The sequence below is a fragment of the Phaeodactylibacter luteus genome, from assembly GCF_007993045.1.
Classification (GTDB): Bacteria; Bacteroidota; Bacteroidia; order Chitinophagales; family Saprospiraceae; genus Phaeodactylibacter; species Phaeodactylibacter luteus.
The window spans coordinates 82,994-105,161 of sequence record NZ_VOOR01000021.1 but is presented as its reverse complement, the minus strand read 5'-3'; the positions used below and the strand labels follow the sequence as shown (position 1 = coordinate 105,161).

The 22,168-nt window shown below is 50.1% G+C and carries 16 protein-coding genes; 7 read left to right on the top strand and 9 right to left on the bottom strand.

Annotation, left to right across the window (positions count from 1 at the left end):
- The 3 genes from FRY97_RS11665 to FRY97_RS11655 all read right to left on the bottom strand — a co-directional run.
- A partial coding sequence (locus FRY97_RS11665; RefSeq protein ID WP_147167710.1) for a sulfotransferase occupies positions 1-718 on the bottom strand: 718 nt, incomplete at its 3' end.
- A gap of 51 nt (positions 719-769) precedes the next feature.
- Positions 770-1,912 carry a hypothetical protein gene (locus tag FRY97_RS11660; protein WP_147167709.1) on the bottom strand — a complete coding sequence of 381 codons (1,143 nt, stop codon included), beginning with the start codon at positions 1,910-1,912 and terminating at the stop codon, positions 770-772.
- A gap of 577 nt (positions 1,913-2,489) precedes the next feature.
- The gene (locus tag FRY97_RS11655) at positions 2,490-3,581 is read right to left on the bottom strand and encodes a DegT/DnrJ/EryC1/StrS family aminotransferase (protein WP_147167708.1); all 1,092 of its coding nucleotides are present in this window, start codon (positions 3,579-3,581) and stop codon (positions 2,490-2,492) included.
- A gap of 145 nt (positions 3,582-3,726) precedes the next feature.
- On the opposite strand from FRY97_RS11655, the gene FRY97_RS11650 reads away from it, so the two are divergent.
- The 4 genes from FRY97_RS11650 (at position 3,727) to FRY97_RS11635 (ending at position 11,563) form a co-directional block, all read left to right on the top strand.
- A complete protein-coding gene (locus FRY97_RS11650; RefSeq protein ID WP_147167707.1) occupies positions 3,727-5,241 on the top strand; it encodes a lipopolysaccharide biosynthesis protein in 1,515 nt (504 codons plus the stop codon).
- A 73-nt stretch (positions 5,242-5,314) separates the two neighbouring features.
- Positions 5,315-7,876 (top strand): DUF6923 family protein, encoded by a 2,562-nt coding sequence (locus tag FRY97_RS11645; protein WP_147167706.1) that lies wholly within the window; start codon positions 5,315-5,317, stop codon positions 7,874-7,876.
- A gap of 193 nt (positions 7,877-8,069) precedes the next feature.
- Complete coding sequence (locus FRY97_RS11640; protein WP_147167705.1) at positions 8,070-10,346, top strand: gliding motility-associated C-terminal domain-containing protein; 2,277 nt, start codon at positions 8,070-8,072, stop codon at positions 10,344-10,346.
- A gap of 83 nt (positions 10,347-10,429) precedes the next feature.
- On the top strand, positions 10,430-11,563 hold the full coding sequence (locus FRY97_RS11635) for a hypothetical protein (protein WP_147167704.1): 1,134 nt from the start codon (positions 10,430-10,432) through the stop codon (positions 11,561-11,563).
- Positions 11,564-11,623: 60 nt separating this feature from the next.
- Here the strand turns inward: FRY97_RS11635 and FRY97_RS11630 are convergent, their stop codons facing one another.
- Positions 11,624-14,056, bottom strand: a complete 2,433-nt coding sequence (locus FRY97_RS11630) for a S9 family peptidase (protein ID WP_147167703.1) — start codon at positions 14,054-14,056, stop codon at positions 11,624-11,626.
- 240 nt (positions 14,057-14,296) lie between these two features.
- Between FRY97_RS11630 and FRY97_RS11625 the strand changes: the two genes are divergently transcribed.
- The 3 genes from FRY97_RS11625 (at position 14,297) to FRY97_RS11615 (ending at position 16,956) form a co-directional block, all read left to right on the top strand.
- Complete coding sequence (locus tag FRY97_RS11625; RefSeq protein ID WP_147167702.1) at positions 14,297-14,887, top strand: YceI family protein; 591 nt, start codon at positions 14,297-14,299, stop codon at positions 14,885-14,887.
- 92 nt (positions 14,888-14,979) lie between these two features.
- Positions 14,980-16,296: a hypothetical protein gene (locus FRY97_RS11620; protein ID WP_147167701.1), complete on the top strand. Its 1,317-nt coding sequence runs from the start codon at positions 14,980-14,982 to the stop codon at positions 16,294-16,296.
- Positions 16,297-16,371: 75 nt separating this feature from the next.
- A complete protein-coding gene (locus FRY97_RS11615; RefSeq protein WP_147167700.1) occupies positions 16,372-16,956 on the top strand; it encodes a YceI family protein in 585 nt (194 codons plus the stop codon).
- A gap of 358 nt (positions 16,957-17,314) precedes the next feature.
- Here the strand turns inward: FRY97_RS11615 and FRY97_RS11610 are convergent, their stop codons facing one another.
- From FRY97_RS11610 to FRY97_RS11590, 5 genes are all read right to left on the bottom strand, one after another.
- Positions 17,315-18,466, bottom strand: a complete 1,152-nt coding sequence (locus tag FRY97_RS11610) for a phosphotransferase family protein (RefSeq protein ID WP_147167699.1) — start codon at positions 18,464-18,466, stop codon at positions 17,315-17,317.
- Entirely contained in the window at positions 18,466-19,677 is a 1,212-nt protein-coding gene (locus tag FRY97_RS11605) for an acyl-CoA dehydrogenase family protein (protein WP_147167698.1), read from the bottom strand. Before FRY97_RS11605 ends, FRY97_RS11610 begins: the two co-directional genes overlap by 1 nt.
- 530 nt (positions 19,678-20,207) lie before the next feature.
- Positions 20,208-20,888 (bottom strand): hypothetical protein, encoded by a 681-nt coding sequence (locus tag FRY97_RS11600; RefSeq protein WP_147167697.1) that lies wholly within the window; start codon positions 20,886-20,888, stop codon positions 20,208-20,210.
- Between the two features lie 172 nt (positions 20,889-21,060).
- Positions 21,061-21,519, bottom strand: coding sequence for a PIN domain-containing protein (locus FRY97_RS11595; RefSeq protein ID WP_147167696.1), 459 nt, complete (start codon positions 21,517-21,519; stop codon positions 21,061-21,063).
- Positions 21,512-21,721: a hypothetical protein gene (locus tag FRY97_RS11590; protein WP_147167695.1), complete on the bottom strand. Its 210-nt coding sequence runs from the start codon at positions 21,719-21,721 to the stop codon at positions 21,512-21,514. The genes FRY97_RS11595 and FRY97_RS11590 overlap by 8 nt, the downstream gene beginning before the upstream one ends.
- Positions 21,722-22,168: the final 447 nt, after the last annotated feature.

The following is a 22,168-nucleotide window of genomic DNA, read 5'->3' as shown; positions in this document are numbered from 1 at the left end:
TAATAATATCGTAATTCCGCTTCCCAAAAAACACCTTTAAATCAACATTGCTATTGCCTCTAGGCTGAAAGTCTTTGTCTAATAAATGGCTAATATCCTTCTTTTTTGGCATTCCTAACACATCGGCTAAATCCTCAATAAATGGTTCTTTCTCCTTATTAAAATCTTCATATTTAACAAGTACGCATCTATCACTTTCAATCCATCTGGGCTGATAGTTTGCCTGCACCCATCGTCTAGCCATTACAGCGATATAATCTCGTCCTTGCATTTCACGATACAAATACCGCCAACTAGGCACAACATCTTCAACTTCAATTTTTTGTTGATCCCCTGCCAAGTCAAGCCGATTGAGAATACTGCGGATTGTATCATAAGGATTTCTAACTATAAAAACATATTGATTGAGCTCAAAAAAAGAATCAATGTGCTTGATAAAAAACGTTGCGGAAGGCTCTTTAATTATTTCTTTTGAAAAATCATAACTATATTTATTAGCAAGCTCCTCTACACTTAATTCACCGTTTTTCACCATCTTACTGAAGGGTTCCCATAAATACTTAGTATCAAGCTGTAGGCTTTTCCCTGTTTTAGCTGCCAATAGAGCAGAAATAACGGATGTCCCGCTCTTTTGCATTCCAAAAACCCAAAGAGCCTCAGGATTAGGCGAGCTAACAAGATGACGAAAATACCGGAATACTTGAGCGGGGAGGCCCATATAAATATTTATTGACTTAACTGACTAAATTTACACCTTAAAATCAAAAAGCTATCTCTCTATCAATTGTTGGTATGATTTATCTATAGCAACTTGTGAGAACTCTTGCTTAACCAATTGATAATTGTGCATCATTTCATCCATACTCATCACATCCATAGCATCTGCTTTTTCCACATACTCTTCTAATTCAAAAACATAATATCCTTTATCTTTCAACAGCTTTAATAGGTTATTATTGGAGCGCAGAAACACTTTAGTCCCATTCGCTAAAAAGAAAAAGATATTACTCGCGCCCTCCTGCCTATTGTGCCCGAACCAGGCCACGCTGATTTCGTTCAGCGCGCTGAAATACTCCTCTTTGGGCATAAAATCCAGCCAAGGCTCAAAGGTGCTGCCCAGCTCTTCCTCCCCCTGCCGGCAAACTTCCGCTGCCACCTGTGGGCTGCCATAGCTAAGAGGGGCGACCACCCTGTTGACTTCCCCTTTTTCTACCCAAGGGCGGAGCCAACGGATCAGGCTGTCATGATTGCCGGAGGCCGATGCGGAATGATTGAGGAAGACCGTACCCTTAGACTTAGGCGCTTGAGGCTTTGCCTTTTGCAGAGGCATTTCGTAATATCGAAAGAACCTGAACTTGGCATCCGTTTCAAAATGCCGTAGCAAGAGCTGGTAATCGTAGTGGTTCCAAAAACAAAAATAATCAAGTTTTTGAATAAATTCTTCACAAACCGTGAACATATTACACCTCAGCAAAAGAGAGAGCGCTGCATTTTTTAGCCAATTTAGGGTAACGCTCTGCCAAGAATGGGGCTTTTTGTTGTCAAAAACTTCATAATCTCCTCTTTCCTCCAATAAATTATACAACCCGAAACCGTAGAAAATCCAATACGTTTTGACGCTTCTACCGCTGCCCTGCAGCCTTAGGGCGACCCGGGCCTTGCTCGGGATGAGAAAGTGCACGAACAGATTGATCTTTTCTTGTCCGCCGGCCCATTCCAAAATCTTCTTCTCTGCATTACGGCTGTTAAAGTTCAAGACCTTAACACGGGGATGGGGCGCTACATGCTGCAATGGCCCCGAATGCCCTTTGGGCACCCCTACTACGAACAGATTTTTGCCGGGGTAGTATTGCTCAAACCTTTTGACGGAGAGGTTGACGAACTTTTCGTCATTGACCAAATGCACATTCATAATTCAAAAGATAAATTCAATAAAAAAGATTCAATGTTAATAATGTCTTACTAGCAACTCTCAATTTAACAGCCCCACACCAACTGAAACACTTCCGCTATAGAGCCTATTGGTGTTTTCTATATTTTCCTAGTCCAAAACAGTAAACACAAATCTGATACTAGCACACAGCTTTATAAAAATCTTGCCATTCTGAAATAGAACCTACACGGGCGCAAACCAGATTGTCGCTCTTTTGGCCTGCCCCTCCGCAAGGATAGGGGCCTGCCCCTGCCCGATTGCAGGTGCCGCTATGCTACGGGGCTCGCTATCCGCTCGGCCTTATCGGGCTTACACCCCTGCGCAGCGCTAGGCCAACGCCAAGCTAAAGCCCCAAAAGCTTAAACGCAAGCGATATTTTGGTTTACGCCCCAAGACACTCTTAACTGTGGACTAAATCTCTCCGGTTAGAGCCCCTCAAAACGCTCTAGCCTTAGAAGCTGCATTCTTCTTTCTACCAATGGAAGTAAAGAAAACATAGGACCGTTGGAACAGCCTTTCAAATTTAAAATTGGTCATCAAGAGCATACAATTATTATTATTTTTTTAAATACCTCCAAGCTCTCAGAATGAGACGAGTGACCATCCGCTGCTCTTCCCGGGTCAGGCTGTGGTAAACGGGCAGGCAGAGCACCCGCCTGCTGACCGACTCAGCCACAGGGCAAGCCGGCTGCTGCTCGATATAAGGCAGCTGATTGAGGCTAGGGAAAAAGTAACGGCGGGGGAATACTTTGGCCCGGTTGAGCTCATCTACCACACTCAGCAGCACCTCTTCTGAAGGGAAAACCAGCGGATAGTATGCAGCGTTGGGCTCCGCCCCCGGCAAGGCGGCGGGCTTGCCCAAGTTGAGCTTGCCCAGGTACTCATCATAAATCAGCGCCTGCTCTTTTCGCCTGCGGGCGACCTCTTCCATATGAGGCAGCACAGCCAGCCCCATGGCAGCATGGAATTCCGAGTTTTTCCCGTTCACCCCTACCCCATCAAACTGCTCCGGGCCATCGTGGCCGAAGTTGCGCAGCCTTGACATACGCCGGATCAGTTCAGGGCTATTAGACATGACTGCCCCCCCCTCTACGGTATGGAACAGCTTTGTGGCATGGAAGCTCACTGTACTGATATCGCCCCACTTAAAAATGCTCTCCCCTTTGTAGGTTGTGCCAAAGCAATGGGCCGCATCGTAGATGACCTTCAGGCCATGCTTGTCCGCAATTTGGCGGATAGCCTCCACATCACAAGGGTTGCCATAGCAGTGGGTAGCAAGGATGGCCTGTGTCTTCGAAGTGATGCAAGCCTCGATGGCTGCGGGGGAAATATTCAGGGTCTCCGGGTCTATGTCTGCAAAGACAGGGCTGCAGCCTTCCCAAACCAAGCTGCTTGTGGTAGCCACATAGCTGAACGGGGTCGTAATGACCTCCCCGTCGAGCTGCAAAGCTTTGATGGCCAATTGTAGGGCGATGGTGCCGTTGCCTAAGAAAAGCAGGTGGCTCAAGCCCAGGTATTCCTTTAAAGCCAGCTCCAGTTCATTGACTAGAGGGCCGTTGTTGGTCAGCCAATTGCGCTCCCAAACTCCCCTGAGCAGGGAGAGGTACTCCTCTTCGGGCGGCAAAAAAGGCTTGGTGACAGGGATCATATATGCTAATCTTTTGTGTTAGCCCGCTTGTTTTTAAGAGTGGGCACAGATACAGCCACCCTACACAGGCCATTCAGGAAAGGGGCAGTTTATAACGTACCAAATCCCCTGTTTTCTCCTTAGGTTTGCAAGATAATCACTTTACATGGGAGTCATTAAGCGGCAAGGGATAAAACACAGCATCGTCGGGTATACGGCTACAGCGGTAGGGGCATTGAGCGGTCTGTTTATCTACCCATTGGACGAAGAGGTCTATGGCTTGGCTTTGTTCCTGACCAATACCGCCTTCCTTTTGTCCACCATCATGTCAGGCGGCATCCCCAGCCTGGCGGTCCGCTATTTCCCTGAATTCAAGACAGCTGACGGCAAACACAAAGGCTTTTTCGGGCTGCTGCAACTGGGCATTTTGCTGGCTTTCCCAATTTTCCTCACTTTTGGGGCCTGGGGGCAGGAATGGGTAATCTGGGCGCTGGAGCGCATGAATATGGATGCGCAGCTTGTCTTCAACTATATCGGCCCCATATTAGCGCTAACCTTTTTGACCACTCAGATCAACTTCCTCACAGAATACACCAGCAATTACCATCGGATTGTGGTGCCGGTGCTCTTTTCCAACCTTTTGTTCAAGCTCGCGCTGCCTGTACTGGTACTGCTTTCGGCCTGGCAGCTGCTCGGCAGGGATGGCTTCACCCTCGGGGTTATCGTCTATCATGCTTTGGGCGTGGCGGGCATAGCGGCCTACTTGTACCTCCTCGGGGGCGTGGCCATGCGCATAGACTGGCAGACCTTTACCTGGAGGAAGATCCGTGAAATGGGGGAGTATGCCGTGTACGGTATTTTCTCCTCTGTGGGCAATGTGCTCGCCTTCCGGATAGACCTCATCATGATCTCCACTATTTTGGGGCTGGGCACAGCTGGCATTTTTGGCATCGCACAGTTCATTGGCGCTTCTATTGAAATCCCTAAACGAGCACTTTATGGAATAGTACGCCCAATCCTGAATCAAGCACTGAAAGCAGACCAGTATGAGGAAGTCCTTATGATCTACCAAAAGACCTCCCTCAACCTCAGCCTTGTTGGGCTCTTCCTGACCGCCCTGGTCATGGGCAGCCTAGACGATTTATTCCGCCTGACGCGAGACTACGAATCCCTGAGCGCTGCTGCGAGTGTGGTCTTTCTTACCGCTCTGGCCAAGCTTGTCGACATGGCGAGCAGTACCAACGGGCTTATCATTTACTATTCACGCTATTATAGGTTCAATTTCGTTACGGTCCTATTGCTGGCAGTATGCAATGTAGCCTTCAACCTTTACTTCATCCCCCGCATCGGTATATCCGGCGCAGCCCTCGCCACGGTGCTCTCTATGCTGCTGGCCAATACAGCCCGCATGCTTTTTGTGTGGTGGAAATGGAGAATGCAGCCTTTCACCCTTGCCCACGCCTGGGCGCTGGGCATCACAGCCTTAGCTTACGGCGCGGGCGAGCTCATACCCGATAGTTTTGTTCACCCCCTGCTCAGCATCGTGCTCCGCTCAGCCCTTATCGCTGGGGTATTCCTGCCCATGATGTTCTACAGCCGCCTCTCGACAGATGTGAACGAGCTGGCGCTGAATGCCCTGCAGCAGGCAAAAAAATGGTGGAAGGGTGTGAGCTCAAACTGAAAAAACATTTACCTTTAAGAGCGGAAACACCCAGAAAATCCTACATTTTGAGAGTAGCCTAAAACTTGTGAACATGCGATTTATACACATATTATTCTTAATACTCTTAAGTCTTTCTGAAATTTATCCCCAGCAAAAGATCCCTTGTGACGATAGACTGATCATTTCCCTTTATCCCCCCAACTCACCCCCAAATTATAGTTACTGGATTGATGTTCAAGGTTCAACAATTAATTTCACTGATCTTGCAACATATCAAGGACTTTTCTTCAACGCATTAGGCTACAATCGAATTGACAACTACATGTATGCTTTTCAACAGGAATCTAATAACGTCCTCAGACTTTTTAGCGATGGCAGCTATGAAGTAGCAGGTCAGGTTCCAGGATTAGGCTCTTCTACTGCAGGAGCAGGTGATTGTTCACCTCAAGGGTACTATGCATTCAAAGAGAATCAAAGCAATACACTCCTATTTTTTGATGTAGTAGATGGTTTTGAGCAAGTTGCAAGTATTCCTCTTTTTTGGGGAGAAAGCACTGGAAATTCTGGCACTTTCACTCCCAGAGTAGACGATATTGCCTTTGACCCATTCATTCCTGGGGTCGCTTACACCTTTCAACGTAACTACCCAGGGTCTGGGTCTGGACCGATATCCACACAAGGAGCGCTTTTAAGAATTAACGTAGATTTGGATTCACCTGAGGCTGGACAAGTCGACCTAATTGGCTTTGTACCATCCGATGTTGTAATTCATATTGGAGCACTATTTTTTGGTAAGAACGGAAACCTTTTCGGTTATGGGTCTTTAGATGGTCTTCCAAACCTAACTCAAAATCGTTTAGTTCATATTGATAAAAACACTGGTAATGCTACCCTAATAGGTACAGGACCTGGGGCAACTGGTAACGATGGGTGCTCTTGCCCATATGGGATTATCTTTGATCAAACTACAACTCAGGAGATTCAAACATGCGACGAGCCCCAAATATCATTCTCGTTCTCAATAGAGGCTCGCCACCAAGAAGTTTTAAACAATCTAATTCTAACTGATACCTTCCCTGAAGGATCTGAAATAATTTCAGTTTCAACTAATTTACCAGGAGTTGTGTCTAGCACAACTGCCTCAAATATTTTAGAGATAACAACAATCACATTAGCTCCAGACCAAGCCTATTTTTTAGACATTACTTTATCAGTATCTAATCTACCCGCAGGAAACTATGAAAATCAAGCGTTCATAAAGGAACTTCCCTCTACTCTTGGAGTCACGCAGAGGTCTAATAACACAGAAACAATACTCCAAGGCGACCCCAATCCTTTTATAGTTATTGGCGGCTCACCTACAGATGTATTAATTCAAAATACATCTCCAAGTTCATGTTTCTCCCCTTTTAACAGTACAATAAGCTTAAGCTGGCCAACTATTTCTCCCGGTAGCACCTACCAAATAAACATACTTAATGAGGCAGGACAACTACTTGAATACAATATCTCAACTGATGATAACTCCATAATCATCCAAGGGCTCGCTCCTGGCTCATATGTACTACAATTAATAACATCCGAAGAGGAATGTATCTATCCAAACAATCCGATGTTTGAAGTCGCTTCAAACAGTAATACTAGTGTAAATATCAACCCATCCGCTACGATTTGTATAAACGATACCGCCCTTTTAGCAGCTACAATTGAAGGAAACCCAGATTCGATCCAGTGGTTTGGACCTCAAGGCTTTCTTGTAAATGGTGATACATTATTATTAAGTGTTGACTCCACCACTTTGGGGGGCATTTATACTGTTATTGTTCATGACGGTGTTTGTTCCGACTCCGCCGAACTTACTTTGACTATAAACGACGCCCCCAATCTACATTTACCAGATACTATTCTGTTCTGCCAAGGGCAAGAAATAAAAATCGAACTAGATTCACCTCCCCCTTCAGTTACTTATGAAGTATTCTTTTCAAATGAGCTGCTTGCCAAAAGCAACAGTAGTATAGTGGTCCAAACCAACATGATCAGCTCTGGGCAACTACTAGTGAGCGCAAACAATGGCGATTGCGTAAACACTTCATCCATATGGATGGAAGAACTGCCGCCTATCAAGGTCATGCTACCCAATGAAATGGCATTTGAATGTTCACCAATATCGATTACTCCAATTACTCAGGGTGGAACTGGAAATTATGCATTTGTATGGAGCCCTGCAACTAATTTAAGCTGCATGGACTGTTTGAGTCCTGTAGTACTATCCGCCGAAACAAATAACTATCAACTTATTATCACTGACACCCAAGCTGTGTGTTCTGATACAGCTACCGTAACCGTAAATTATGACAACAGTGAATCTATATATGTCCCCAATGCATTTAGTCCTAATAACGATGGCGTTAATGATTTCTTTAGACCATTCAGTAATTGTGAAGTCGAAAAAGTTTTAGAATTTAGTATTTACAATAGGTGGGGAGGACTAGTTTTTCAAAAAACAGGATTTCCCTTATCTGAGTTTGAGGGCTGGAATGGCACATTAGATGGTAAACAACTAACGCCTGGAATATTTGTTTGGGTGCTAGATGTACTTCTTCCTTTAGGGAATAGACAACAATATACTGGTGATGTTATGTTAATTCGATAACTTAAGCCAATAGAAAGATTCATTCCTCCTGCGAATAACAAAGAGCAATTTTTAAATCAGAATGAACTGCAACCGCTTACACTTCCCTCCCAACACATCAGCCTGAATTGTGGTTGGGATTAAAGTTTGGACAACTGCACAACACATTTTACCGCCCCTATGCCGTAAGTTTGAAGCCTAAAAACTGGTGCCCATGAGAACCCTTGTCTATGCCATACTCTTTTTGGCCCTCCTGCCCTCCTCTTGCCTGTCTGCCCAACAGGAAGGCAACATCTGGTACTTTGGCCAAGAGCACGGGGTAAGTTTCGCCTCCGGCAGCCCGGAGGCCATTACCGATGGGGCACTGACCACCTTCGAGGGCTGCGCCTCTATTTGTGATGTTGATGGCAGCCTGCTGTTCTATACCAACGGCGGCGGCCGGATTTCCACCACCTCCCCTCAGGGCAGCATCTGGAACCGCAACCACGAGGTGCTCTACGATATGGAAGGGCTGAAGGGCGGTGCTTTTGGAGCAACACAGTCCAGCATTTTCATCCCCAACCCAGCCAATACCGATCAGTACTACCTGTTCACTATGGAAGAACGGGAATACGCTTCCGATGGCCTGCCTGCCGGGCAGACACAGGGCCGCGGGCTGACTTACTTCCTGCTCGACCGCACCCTTAATGGTGGGCTTGGCGGGACCATCATTGACGATGAGCGCCTGCACGTGCCTTCCTATGAAACGCTGAGCGCTACCCGTCATGCCAACGGCACTGATTACTGGATTTATATCGTTGATGACAATACTGGAGACTTTTTCCGGTACCGGGTAGACGCGGGCGGCATTACCGGCCCGGTATTGCAGCCCAGGGCAGTCTCTGATTCCATCACTGGCCCGCTAAAGATCTCGCCGGCCCGCAACCGCATGTTCATTGGCGGAGTGCTTTACAACCTCAACAGCAGCAACGGCAATGTCAGCAACCCCAGAGTGCTTCCTGGCACGCTGAACTCCAATACCTACTCCTTCTCTCCTGACGGCAGCTACCTTTATGTCATCGAGCCCACAGTTTCCGGGGCCTTGGCTGTGCGCTACGATGCGCTTTCTGCCAACCCCTTGCCTACCCGTACCATATTTGCCACCCTCGGCCCTGCCATACAAGGGCAGATGCAGCTCGCCCCTGACGGGAAGCTCTACTGGCTTTCTTATTCCCCCGCCAACGGGCAGAATGTGAGTTTCAATGCCATCAACTGCCCCAACTCCCCCCAAGCTACCCTTTCGGAAAATGTGCTGCTCTTCCCCTTTGAAAGCGTACCTTTCTTTGGGCTGCCCAACTTTATGGACTATATTTTCAATACCGAAGAAACGCTGATTGCCGACCTTGGGCCGGACACCCTCCTCAATTGCAATAACGGCCCGATTACCCTGGCCCCCCAAACCCAAGGCGATGAGTTCCTCTGGTCGACAGGAGATACCTCTCCTACCCTCACCGTTACTTCTCCTGGGATATACAGCCTGACGGTATCCTCTGAATGCGGTTTTGTTGCCGATACCATTGAGGTCTTCCAAAATGCGGATACCCCTACGGCAAGCATTTCTGGCCCGGCAAGCATCTGCCGTGGGGACACTGCTGTCTTACAGGCGGCCACCAACCTAAGCGGCTTATGGTCCTGGTCTAGCGGAGACACCCTCCCTGCCATTAGCGCTGTGGAGCCCGGGCTGTACGTAGCTACCATTACCGACTTTTGCGGCCGCACGGCCGTAGATAGCTTCGAGCTGATCGTCATTGAGGACCCTGCCATTGAGCTGGCTGCCCCTTCCGCACTGTGCCCGGATGAAACCGGCACGGCCACTGCCTTCTCAGCTGGCGCCCTACAGTACGCCTGGTCCAACGGTGCAGTAGGCGACAGTATAACCCTCACCGGTGGGGGCAGCTATGGGCTTAGCATCACCAATGGGTGTGGCCAGCTCGACACCCTGTTCCAAATCGATAGCCTTACAGGGCCATTGCTCCTTCTAGAAGGGGCAGAGCCGCTCTGCCCTGGCGGTGAAGTCAAGCTTCTGGCTACTACCAGCCCGGAAGCCAGCCTGCGGTGGTCTGATGGGAGCACCCTGCCCGAGCTGACCGCCAAATCCCCTGGCATCTATGTTGCCACAGCCGAGAACCGCTGTGCCGTGGTAGCTGACAGCGTAGACCTACAGCCCATCGGCTGCGAAAACTGCTTTTACATCCCCAACGCATTTTCCCCCAATGACGACGGGCGAAACGACCTCTTCCTCCCTGTAAACTTATGCCCGGTGGAAGGCTACATGCTGCAAGTGTACGACCGATGGGGAGGGCTCGTATTTGAGGCGCAGGCTCCGGGGCTCGGATGGGATGGGGCACGGAAAGGCGAACGAATGCCTATGGGCGTATACAATTGGGTGCTGCAATATGTGCAGGCTGGGCAACAGTTCAGACGGACGGGCGACCTACAGCTCCTGAGGTGACCCGTGACCCCACAACCGGGGTAGCGTCTGAATGAACAACAAGCGAACCATTTTACTTATGTTACTAGACGCAAACCCAAATTATGAACACCACATTACGATTTTTCTCCATTTTTTTGTTGCTAGGAAGTGTAAGCCTTCAGGCGCAGTTCACCAAAGTGAACCTAGACTTTGAAAGCGCCTACATTAGCGAGAACGACGCCCTGCCCGCTGAGGTCAATCTATTGTTCAGCGGTGCCATCCCCACCTATATCGACCGCATTGAGTTCAACATCTTGCCCAGGCGCGGCGCGAAGGCTCCGCTGCATACTGCCGTTTGGCAACGCCCGCTCGATAACTCGGCCGCCGTGTACAGCCTACCGGTCAATTATAAGCTGAGGCCGTCAAGCCAATACGATATTGAAGTGCTGTTTTTCCGCTCTGTAACCTCTGCACAAAGGGAGGAGCTGATCAAAACCACACAAAACCGGCTGGGCCTGTTCTTGGAGAGCCAACGGGAGCCGGCCAACCGGGGCTTTAAGTGGCAAGAAAAGCCCAAACGCTTGCTGCAGGGCATGAACGAGCTGCTCCGCCAAGATTTGTCCAACTACCGAGCTGGCATCAGTGCCAGCCAATCGGGCCTCTCTGCGCTCATCGCCCTTCAGCTCGAAAAAATGGAGGGCCTGCGCATGCCAGCAGACTCAGCCCAAGCTGCCGCCCTGCAAGCACAAGAGCAGCAGACCCTGCAGCAGCTGATGGAAGGGGAGCTTCGGCAGATCATTGGAGCGCGCCTTTACCAAGTGGCGGATAGCCGTTACCTTGAGGACTGCCCCACGGAAGAAAAACGGGGCGCCATTGCCGTAAATGCCGGTTTTGGCGGGGCTTATTTCAGCGGCAACCTAGACAAGGAGCTGGACTATGGCACAGCGCCCTACGCTGGCCTTTCTTTTCCGCTTGGCAACAGCGCTTTTGCCCCTAGGTTCCTGAGCAATACCTATTTGGGCTTTGGGCTGTTCCTTCAGGATTTTGAAAACGCAAAGGACGAAACCCTCACCGGCCCTATCGTTGGGCGCCCTATCTATGCCAGCCTCGACCATAAGCTCTTCCAGTTTGTCTACCTCAATATCGGGGCCACGCTGCTAGAACAAAGCAATAGTGACGATAGCAAGACGCTGCTCGTGCGGCCGTTCATCGGGCTGAGCGCAAAGGTCAACCTGTCCCTTAGCTTCGAGCGCTAAAGAAGAAGGGGGGCAGCCCATTTGTCAATGGCCTGCCCCCCCCTCTTTTGCCTAACCGGTTTATGGCCGGGCTTCTCCCTTATTTTTCACATACGTTTCCAGCCATTGATCCATTTCCCACAGCATATGCCCTATAGATTCCCGGGCGCGGTAGCCATGGCTTTCGTGGGGAAGCATGACCAAGCGGGCCTTGCCGCCCAAGCCATTGATCGCCTGGTACATCCGCTCACTCTGTAGCGGGAAGGTGCCACTATTGTTGTCTGCTTCGCCATGAATCATCAGCAAAGGCTCATTGACCTTGTCGGCATGCATAAAGGGGGACATCGTATAGTACACTTCCGGTGCGTCCCAATAAGTCCGCTCTTCGCTCTGAAACCCAAAGGGGGTAAGCGTCCGGTTGTATGCCCCGCTGCGTGCAATGCCTGCTGCGAACAAGTCGGAATGAGCCAGCAGGTTGGCGGTCATAAAGGCGCCATAGGAGTGCCCGCCGACAGCAATCCGCTCCCGGTCGGCGATGCCGCGCTCCGCCAGTACATCTATTGCAGCTTCTGCATTGCCCACCAGCTGTTCCCGGAAAAAGTCGTTAGGCTCTTCCCCTTCTTCCCCAACGATGGGCATGGCCACCCGGTCGAAAACCGCATAGCCTCGGGTCACCCAATACAAAGGAGACCCCCAGTACAAACGCACAAACTCGTAAGGAGAGCCTTGTACTTGCCCTGCATCGCCTTTGCTTTTGTACTCTCGGGGGTAAGCCCACATGAGCACTGGCAGTGGCCCGTCGGCCTGCTCATCGTAGCCTTTCGGCAAATACAAATCCCCCTGAAGGTCTAGCCCGTCTTTCCGTTTGAACTGCACCACTTCCTTTTCTATGCCCTGCAGAGCTGGATAAGGGTGTGGAAAGCTGGTCAAGGGTTTAAGGCTGCCAGTATTCCAATTGCGGATGTAGTAATTCGGCGGCTCCTCCCGGGACTCCCGGCGGGTAATCGCCAGCCCCTTCTCCAAGTCCAGGATATCCACTGCCATCTCATAGTAAGGCGCTTCGGAGCGCCAGAGCTCCTGAGTTTCGCCAGACTTTAAGTCATACGAGCGGATAAAAGGCTGGTTGCCCTCAGGCGAAGCGCCTTGCCCGGTGAGGTACAAAGTGCTGCCCCCCTGCCCACGGGCCAGTACCGGCTGCCCAAACTCATTGTCCTCAGTGACGAAGCTGCCGGGGTCGCTGTAGCGGTCTTGGTAAGAACGCTCAAAAAGCACCGTTTTTTCCGAGGGCTTAGCGGGGGCGAAACGGCTCGTTTTGATCTGACGGGTGGCCCACCAATATTCGTAAGCGATGGCCAATTCATCGTCGCCCCATGCCACGCCGCTGAAGCGCAGCTCAAATTCCGGCCCGGGCTGCTCCGCCCCATCTTTGAAAGGAGCTTCCCAATAAAAGAGCTGATCGCGGACCGGCGCATCGCGCTTGGGGTCGCCCCCATCTCTTGCTTCTACCCAATAGAGCGTAGCAGGCTTATCGCTGCGCCATGAGATGCGGCGCTTGCCTTCGGGCACAGCCCCGAAGCCTTGCGGCAGCTGCTCGATAAGGGGCTGTTGATCCACCTGCCGGACGAATGCCCCATCGGCGGTGTACAGGTCATAAGCGGTCGGGAAGCGGTAATAAGGCACAAGGTAAGAAAAGGGGCGGCTGATGGTTTCAACCAAGACGTACTGCCCATCAGGGGAAGGGGATGCCCCAGCCAGCATGCCCGGCTTGGCGAAGGGCTTGGCCTTGCCCGTGGATACATCGATCCGCTGCAGTTCTGCGGTAGCGTAATGCTCGAAGAGGTCCTCATCGTGAGGGTTCTGCAGCAGGTCCTGATAGGTGCGCAGGGTCGTTTTCTCACCTGCAGACTCCTGCACTACAGGCCCGGCCGGGGCTGCTTTCGCAACAGGCGCTTCGCCCCGGCCTTCCGGGACCGTTTTGGCCAGGATAGCGTTATTGCCCAGCCAGTAGTAGGGCCGGCCGCCCATAGCGTCGTTGATATCCGACTCCGTAAGGCGGCGCGCAGCCTTTGAGGCGATATCCACTACCCAAAGCTCAATCCCATCCGGGCGGCTATGGGTAAAAGCGACATGCTTGCCGTCTTGGGACCAGGAGATGTTTTCCAATTGAGGGGCGGCAGGTAGCCCTGTGACCGAGAAAGTGCGCCCGCTTTCGATATGGCGCAGCTCCAGGCCCGTGTAGCTTGAGCTCCGGCTTGCCCCATTGGTAGCCGGGTTTAGGCGCAAGCCAGCGATCCGCAGCTCTGGCTGAGCCAGTTCTTGTATTGAAGGATAGCCCGGGCGCTCCATGAGCAGCATCCACGTACGCTCGGGGCTGAGGCTAAGACCGGGCGCAAGCGGGGCATCTACCAGGCTGGCAATGGGTTCCGGTGGGTTTTGGTAACCTTGCTGTGCATGCACTGCGGCGGCTGCCGCGAAAAAAAAGAGCACACAGCTGAAAATTTTGAATTGCTTCATCTGTACAGTGAATTAAGGGTGCATTTGGAAAATTAATCAGGTAATGAATAAAAATACCATGATTCTATCACCTTCCCCAAATATTGCCTGCCAAAAAGGGCCCCTGTCCTAAACCCGCAAAAATTGCTCCCCTCCATGCCGCCCCGGAAAGTGACAAAGGTCACACTCCCCTTTGATCTAAGTCAACTAACCCTAGTTGTTCACTAGGCTATATTTGCAGCATACCAAACGGTTAATACCATGAAGATCAACATTTTAACCCTAGCCTTAACCTTATTCACCCTGGCAGGCGGAGCCCAGGAATACGAACTTCGGCAATTTGAAATGACGGTTTCGGGCACCTCTTCGCTCCACGACTGGGTGTCTGATGTCACACAAGCCGAAGCGACGGCAGCCCTTCATTGGGAAGAAGGCGCACTAGCTGGCATCGATCAGCTGCAGGTCAGCATCCCTGTCAAGAGCATACAGAGCGCTAAAGGGCGGATAATGGATGGCAAGACTTGGGATGCACTGATGGCGGAGCAACACCCCAACATAGCCTTTCAGCTTGAGCGGGCCGACATTACCAAAGAAGGAGGGAAATATTGGGTACAAGCTACCGGCAGCCTCCGCCTCGCAGGGCAGGCCCGCAAGGTCAGCCTGAGCGCCAAGGGCGTGCCCGGGGCAAATGCCACCTTCACCTTTTCGGGTACCTACCCCATCAAAATGACCGATTTCGGGATTGAGCCTCCGACTGCCATGATGGGCACCCTCAAAACCGGCAACGAAGTCCTCATTTCCTATAAGGTCACCTTCGGCCTGTCCGGCTCAGGAGCGGGCATCGGCAAATAACTACGATCACCAACGTTTATCCACTAGAAAACTACAGGCCGGCAGCCTCGTGAGCAGGAAGCCCGCCTGGCAACAAACAAAAACCATTAGACATGAAACAGCTTTCTTTCCTACTGCCTTTGCTTGGGCTATTCCTTGCTACCACACTGGCAGCACAGCAACCTACCATCTCCAACCTCCGTCCATACGGGCAGTCAGGCGTCAATGAATTTGAGTACCTGAAAAAGAACGACTACGACTTTGATGGGCTCAAAGTGCGCATAGGCGGCAACTTCGCACAGCAGTTCCAAGCGCTCGACCATGTCAACACCCTTGTTGACCTCGACGGTGATGGCGCTTTTGACAATGAGCTCTATGCCCTCAAGCCTGGCTTCAACCTGGCCACCGCCAACCTCAATATTGATGTGCAGCTGGCAAAGGGCATCCGCCTCAACCTAATCACGTACCTGTCTTCACGCCACCACCCGGAAGCTTGGGTAAAAGGCGGCTACATCCAATTTGACGAGCTGCCTTTCTTTGAGAGCGACTTTGTGGATGGCATCATGGACAAGGTGACCCTCCGGGTAGGCCATATGGAGATCAACTACGGCGATGCCCATTTCCGCCGTACGGACAACGGCAACGCCATGTTCAACCCCTTTGTAGGCAACTACATCGTAGACGCCTTCAATACAGAAATCGGTGCAGAAGCCTACTATAAGCAGGGCGACCTCTCTGCTATGCTGGCCGTTACCGGAGGGGAGATCAATGGCAACATCACAGAGGCCAATACCAGCGAAGTAGACGAAAACAGCAAGCGCTCCCCTTCTATCATCGGTAAAATCGCATACGATGGCCAGATCTCTGAGCAGCTGCGCCTCCGCCTGACCGGCTCTGCCTACTATACCGCAAGCTCTGCTGTAAACCACCTTTACAGTGGCGACCGGGGCGGCTCCCGCTACTACCTCGTCATGGCAGCTCCCGGCTCTGGCGCAGGCGACCGCGGCGTATTCTCCTCTGGCCGTTACAGCCCTGGGTTTACCGATCAGGTGACTGCATTTATGGGCAACGCATTCGTCAAATTTGGCGGGCTGGAATTCTTCGGCACTTACGAGATGGGCAGCGGCCGCAACTGGTTCGAAACCGAGGCCCGCAGCATGACACAACTGGCTGGCGACCTGGTCTACCGCATTGGCAAAAATGAGGACTTCTACCTGGGCGCCCGTTACAACACCATGACAGCAGAAGAAGCTGGCGGGCAGGAAGTCACCATCAACCGCTACCAACTGGGCGGCGGCTGGTTTGTCACTGAGAACATCCTGTTCAAGCTGGAGTATGTCAATCAGGATTACAAAGGCTTTGCTCCGGGCTCCCTGCTCTCTGACGGCAACTTTAATGGCATGATGGTAGAGGCCGTTGTAGGCTTCTAGATGCCCCCGTGCAGATTCCCGCCTTGCAAACAGCCCGGCCAGCAAAAGCTGGCCGGGCTTTAAACATCTGCTGCTATGCAATACCTCATCTTTTTCGTCCACTTCCTCCATGCGGTGGCCGGGCTGCATGCCCCGGCTGAAAACAAGCAGCTGATCATACTTCCGGGCAGTACCCTGCTTCTTGAAGGAGAGACTAACGTCAAGGGGTTCCAATGCGGGTGCGAAGGGCAGTTCCCTCCCCTGCCCTACCAAGTGAGTATTGAAGAAAACCAGGCGCTGTACTTTTCTCGCACCCGGCTGCCCATCCCTGTCCGAGCGCTAGACTGTGGGAACCGGCTGATGAACCGCGACCTTTACGAGGCGCTAGGCGCCCCAAGATACCCGTACATCACCATCACCCCGCTTGAAGCCAGGCTCCTGCCGGCAAAAGATGGCTGGAAGGCTGTGAGCAGCCTGGTAAAAATCAGTATCGGAGGGGTAGAAAAAGTGGTGCAGCTCCATGCACTGGCGAAGCAGGAAGGGCAACGGTTATGGCAGATCAAAGCTTGCCACGACCTTGATATGGAAGATTTTGGCATTCAGCCTCCTGCGCCTATGGGCGGCTTGATCAAAGTAGATGAGCAGATTACCATCACCCTCGATCTTTTGATCAAGGCATAGACCGCTTGGCTCAGAGCGTATTTGGATTTTGGCCTTCTAGTCGAAAACCGGAGTTTAGCCAAGCCCCGCTTTTTATGCACAAAAGCGGGAAGGGTTTTCGGGGCGAAGTATAATCAAAAAAGTGTCCCGCTGCCTAGCGGGACAGGCCGATTACTAAAGTCCCAACACGCTCTCTTAAATGCCGCCTCCTAATGCTGCTGTGCATCAGCCTTGCAGCACTATACTGGCCGGACTAGCGCTGCGGAGGGGTGGAAGCCCGATAGGGCCGAGCGGACAGCGAGCCCCGCAGCATAGCGGCACCTGCCCGTTGGCAGGGGCAGGCCCCATCATTTTGAACAGGGGCTTACCGTCCAGGAAGCTACTTTTTCAAGGCTGTGTTCATGGCAAACTGCGTTGAGTACTTCAAATTGTCCCAGATGCTCAAAGGGTATTGGCTCAGGTTATGGCTTTTGCTTTTGATCAATTTGCGGCAATAGGTTTCCAGCATGTTGGCAGCAATGCCGAATGATTTAAACTGTGGGTTGGACGTTTGCTTGTGGTAATAGCGGTAATAAATCTGTTGAATGATGGCCGCTAACCTGAATAGCCCAAAAACGAAGTAGAATTTTTTGTTGCCAACGGAGAGCCCCCTTTTTGACAAGTAATAGTCTACCAGCTCATCGCGCGTGAGCATCCCTTTCAAGTGAGTGGGCTGCCTTCGCAACAAGCGCCAGCAGTAGGCATCTTTAGCCTCTATCCAATAGGCCAAGCTGCCGCCGAGGTCCATCAGGGGGTCGCCCACTGTGGCCATTTCCCAATCCAGCACACCGATGATGCTGAAGTCGTCTGTGGGGCCGAAAACCAAATTGTCGAACCTGAAATCGTTGTGGATGATGCACGGCTTCAGGTCCGCAGGCATTTCAGCCTGCAACCAATCCATGATGTACTCATAATCCGGTACATCAGGTGTTTTTGCTTGGCGGTACCGATGCGACCATCCGGCCACTTGCCTTTCAACGTAGCCCTCTCCTTTGTAGTAGCTTTCGAAACCCGCTGCACGGTAGTCTACTTCGTGCAGTTCTATCAATTTGTCCACTGCGGACAGGCAGAGGCCGTGCACCTGATGTTCGGACAGGCTCAAGCTTTTAGGAAAATCAGCGCGCGGGATCATGCCCGTAAATTTTTCCATGACATAAAATTCCCCGCCTAAGAGGGCTTCATCGTCACAGTAGGCAATGATGCTGGGCACGTAGGGGTAGTGGGGCCTGAGCTTATTCATGATATCGCTTTCCCGCTGCATATTATGAGCGCCTTTGGCTTTTTTGCCAATTGGCGGCCGCCTCAAGATATAAGATTGATGAGGGAAGTCGATTTGATACGTGAGATTGGAAGCACCGCCTTTGAACTGTTTGATCTTCGGCAGCCCTGCCAGGCCTGAAACATGGCCACTTAAGAAGTCTTTGACGGCTTGCGGGTCCAATTCCTCGCCAGGCCTTACCCTCCCTGCTTGATCTAAGCTCGTACTTGACATTAGGGCTTGAATTTTTTCAGTTCGTAATAAGCCACCTGCGCCCGGTGCACCTCGTCTGGCCCGTCTGCAAGCCGCATGACCCGGGCGTAATTGTACAAAGCCGCCAAGGCCGTATCCTGGCTTAAGCCCATGCCCCCGTGCATTTGTATCGCGTCATCAATAACCTTGCAAGCGATTTCAGGCACAATGGCTTTGATTTGAGACACTTCGCTCAGCGCACCCCGTATGCCTTTATTGTCTAGCAGCCAGGCGGTTTTCATGACTAGCAGGCGGGCCATATCGATGTGCATGCGCGCCTTTGCGATCACATCCAGGTTGCCCCCAAGCTTGGCCAGGGGCTTGCCAAAGGCGGTCCGCTCAAGCCCTCTTCGGACCATCATTTCGAGCGCGCGCTCAGCAGCTCCGATCAAGCGCATACAGTGGTGTACCCTGCCGGGCCCCAGGCGGCCTTGAGCAATTTCAAAACCTTTCCCCAAACCTGCAATGACAGCAGATTTTGGCAATCGCACCTGATCAAAGCTTACCTCGCCATGCCCATAGGGCGGGTCATAAGTGCCGAAAACAGGCAACATACGCTCTACCTTGACCCCTTTGGCAGCAAGCGGCACAAGGACCATAGAATGCCGGCGGTGCCTATCTGCCTCCGGATCTGACAGCCCCATAAAAATCAGCACTTTGCAATTGGGGTGCCCAATGCCTGTACTCCACCATTTGCGGCCGTTCAAAACCACTTCCTCCCCATCGGAAGTAATCGTGGCCTGCATATTGGTCGCATCGCTTGAAGCCACGTAGGGCTCTGTCATGCAAAATGCAGAACGGATCTCGCCAGCGAGCAAAGGTTTCAGCCAGGCATCCTTTTGTTCTTCGGAGGCATATTTCCAAAGCACCTCCATATTCCCGCTATCGGGGGCATTGCAATTAAATAGCTCAGGGGCGAGCAGCGACCTGCCCGTCTCTTCTGCAATAGGCGCATAATCCAGATTTGAAATGCCTATATCGGGCAGGAAAAGATTCCACAGCCCAATAGACTGCGCCTCTTTTTTCAATGCTTCGATTTTAGGATGCACTTCCCATTCCTGCCAATTGGGGCTCAAGTGCGCTTTATGCGCTTTCAGCAACAGCTCACCCTCCAAGGGAATGACCTTTTCCTTTACGAACGCCCTGGCCTGTGCTTGTAGCTCCTGGCCTTTTTCACTTGGTGTGAGATCCATATTGCCGGTTGTTTGGTTGTTGAATTCAAGCCTAAAATAGCGTTTATTAATGCAACTTTTGATGGGGGCAAACCAGATTGTCGTTTTTTTGGATGGGGCCTGCCCCCTCCGCAAGGAAAGGGGCCTGCCCCTGCCAACGGGCAGGTGCCGCTATGCTACGGGGCTCGCTGTCCGCTCGGCCCTGTCGGGCTTAAACCCCTTCGCAGCGCTAGGCCGATGCCAGGCTAGTGCCTTAAGCCATAAATCTCTGATACTTAAGTTGAAGCTATTTTCCGGCTAATCAAGGCGAAGGTTCGCGACTTTAGCCCGAGCTAAAGGAGCGGTTCTTTAACGAAGAGTAGGCGGAAAAGAACGAAACTTGGGGTGGCAAGGATTTATGGCTTGAGGTACTAGAGCCCGGAAAGCGTAAACGCCTTCGACAATTTCGTTCACGCCCCTTTTGATTTGTTTTCACCAAAAAAAGCTGCTCCCCCAGCCGGGCAGAGGCAGATTGCCGGGCACCTGCCTGATTGTTTGGGCCCTGCCCCTGTTTAGGCGGCATGGTACTCATACAAATCCGAATAGAGCCTTTTTATTCTGTTTTGTATCGTCTCGTTCACGAAATCTTTGACTATTTTTATTTTGTTTATTTTCTCCATTGAAGTCGCAAAATTGATTGAATCGTGAAAGTGTAATTTATTCCGAAATATCGTTAGTTCTTTGATGAAATTCAGTATTTCGTCACTCAATTGATAGTTGCTTAAATATGATTCTGAGCCAGTCAATTCTTTCATCCCAATCGTAGTTTCTTTTATTCCTCGATGGAAGATTTCTTCTTTTTCAAGGTTGACCTCAAACGGTTCAATCGAATTTATATCCTTCATTAAAATTGGTTCCTTAAATTGTCTTTTTGCAATTTCCTTAAACTCTTGAATATCTTTTTTGATTCGATGAACACAATATCCTCTTATCATCAATTCGGCTTTCATATAATTCTCAAAGAAAATCAAGATTTTTATCGTATCGGTCAAATACGAAAAAAAGAATTCGTGCAATTCTTCATGATTTGGAGGGATAGACCGATTATCTAAGCCCTTTGTCACTCTTTCAAGTAAATCTAAATCTTTAACGATTTTTGCTCTGTGAAATACTTCTGCCCCAAAAACTATTAATGAGGCTGCCGTTTTATTGATTGTTTCTTCGGTTGAATAAATCCACAAATTTGGTTTCATGTTAGTTTATTTGGATTAATTGAATAACCGTAAAAACCTCATCTTGATTCGTCGAGTTCCTTTTTCCTTCTCATTGGGTTTTTATTTTTTTTCTAATGGCACCTAACGGCCCGGCTAGCCGCAGTACCTAGTGAAACGGAGTATTGTCGGCTAGCCATTGTTAGGTGCCTGTTCACTTATTTGATTTCTCAATTTCTTCTCTTAGTTTCACCAATTCTTGTGTAGATATGCAATTAGAAAAGCCTTTATCTATCAATCCTTTCATCAATTTCTTATCTCCAGTCCAAAGGTTATATCCCATGTATTCACTCAATGCAACAAAAGCTATGTCATCCATATCTATATCTCTTACATAATTGGCTGATTTGTGCCAAATTCTAAAAGGGATCTGTTCCTCTGAAATAAATTCTATTTTCTTGGTTATCTGAAATTTACAATATTCAACTTCATTAATTGACATTCCTGACATCTCAACAATTTTATCTAAATGCTTGTCGATTTCTACTCTCATGTAGGTAAGTGAGTAAAATTTCAGGAAAGGTTCAGAATTTAGAAGTAAATCTCCAATTGAGCTATTGGTATTCAAAATCCCACTGAAAACAATATTTGTATCAACTATAAACCTATTCATTCTTCAGAAATCTATCTTTATTTGCTTCCCACCAGTTTTTATTTATTTCTGATGCCAATCTATCTACATCTTCTTGTGTAGCTTTCGATTCTTTAGTTATCTCTTTATAGGTTATAAAATCGATTAGCCTTTGAATCTCTGAAAATTCAACAGAATCTGGTATCCTTATAATAATTTCGCCATCAGTCCTTTCAATCGTCATAAGTTATCCTTTTTAGGTAATTTACAACTATTTGAAGAGATTGGTTTCTCTTCAAGTTGATTTTTTAGGCTAGTTTCAACTAACCTTAACATATACCCTTGATTATCAGTTGATAAAATGGCATCTAACTCGCTAATACACGCACTTCCCCCCCATTTGTCGTTCTTTTTCCCACTTTGCCCTAGGCTGAGCCTGCCTACTTGCAGCGCCAGGCGTGCCAAGCTAAAGCCCAGGCAATGCTACAATATACAAAAAAGCCACAATGCTACCTATTTGCCAATAGATATAGACGGCCCGGCGGGAGCACGTGCAGGCCTTGCCATCGGGCTAGCGATGCGAAGGGGTGGCCAGCCCGTCAGGGCCGAGCGGGCAGCGAGCCCCGTAGCGTAGCGACCCACGCCCTTAGGCGGGGGTAGCCCCCTAAAAACGTTGTGCTTGCCGCTCCCG

Bases quoted from the DNA above. Each gene is read 5' to 3' on its own strand.
- FRY97_RS11605 (WP_147167698.1), bottom strand. From the start codon at position 19,677: ATGGATCTCACACCAAGTGAAAAAGGCCAGGAGCTACAAGCACAGGCC.
- FRY97_RS11630 (WP_147167703.1), bottom strand. From the start codon at position 14,056: ATGAAGCAATTCAAAATTTTCAGCTGTGTGCTCTTTTTTTTCGCGGCA.
- FRY97_RS11610 (WP_147167699.1), bottom strand. From the start codon at position 18,466: ATGTCAAGTACGAGCTTAGATCAAGCAGGGAGGGTAAGGCCTGGCGAG.
- FRY97_RS11635 (WP_147167704.1), top strand. From the start codon at position 10,430: ATGAACACCACATTACGATTTTTCTCCATTTTTTTGTTGCTAGGAAGT.
- FRY97_RS11620 (WP_147167701.1), top strand. From the start codon at position 14,980: ATGAAACAGCTTTCTTTCCTACTGCCTTTGCTTGGGCTATTCCTTGCT.
- FRY97_RS11645 (WP_147167706.1), top strand. From the start codon at position 5,315: ATGCGATTTATACACATATTATTCTTAATACTCTTAAGTCTTTCTGAA.
- FRY97_RS11655 (WP_147167708.1), bottom strand. From the start codon at position 3,581: ATGATCCCTGTCACCAAGCCTTTTTTGCCGCCCGAAGAGGAGTACCTC.
- FRY97_RS11595 (WP_147167696.1), bottom strand. From the start codon at position 21,519: ATGAATAGGTTTATAGTTGATACAAATATTGTTTTCAGTGGGATTTTG.
- FRY97_RS11660 (WP_147167709.1), bottom strand. From the start codon at position 1,912: ATGAATGTGCATTTGGTCAATGACGAAAAGTTCGTCAACCTCTCCGTC.
- FRY97_RS11640 (WP_147167705.1), top strand. From the start codon at position 8,070: ATGAGAACCCTTGTCTATGCCATACTCTTTTTGGCCCTCCTGCCCTCC.
- FRY97_RS11625 (WP_147167702.1), top strand. From the start codon at position 14,297: ATGAAGATCAACATTTTAACCCTAGCCTTAACCTTATTCACCCTGGCA.
- FRY97_RS11600 (WP_147167697.1), bottom strand. From the start codon at position 20,888: ATGAAACCAAATTTGTGGATTTATTCAACCGAAGAAACAATCAATAAA.
- FRY97_RS11650 (WP_147167707.1), top strand. From the start codon at position 3,727: ATGGGAGTCATTAAGCGGCAAGGGATAAAACACAGCATCGTCGGGTAT.
- FRY97_RS11615 (WP_147167700.1), top strand. From the start codon at position 16,372: ATGCAATACCTCATCTTTTTCGTCCACTTCCTCCATGCGGTGGCCGGG.
- FRY97_RS11590 (WP_147167695.1), bottom strand. From the start codon at position 21,721: ATGACGATTGAAAGGACTGATGGCGAAATTATTATAAGGATACCAGAT.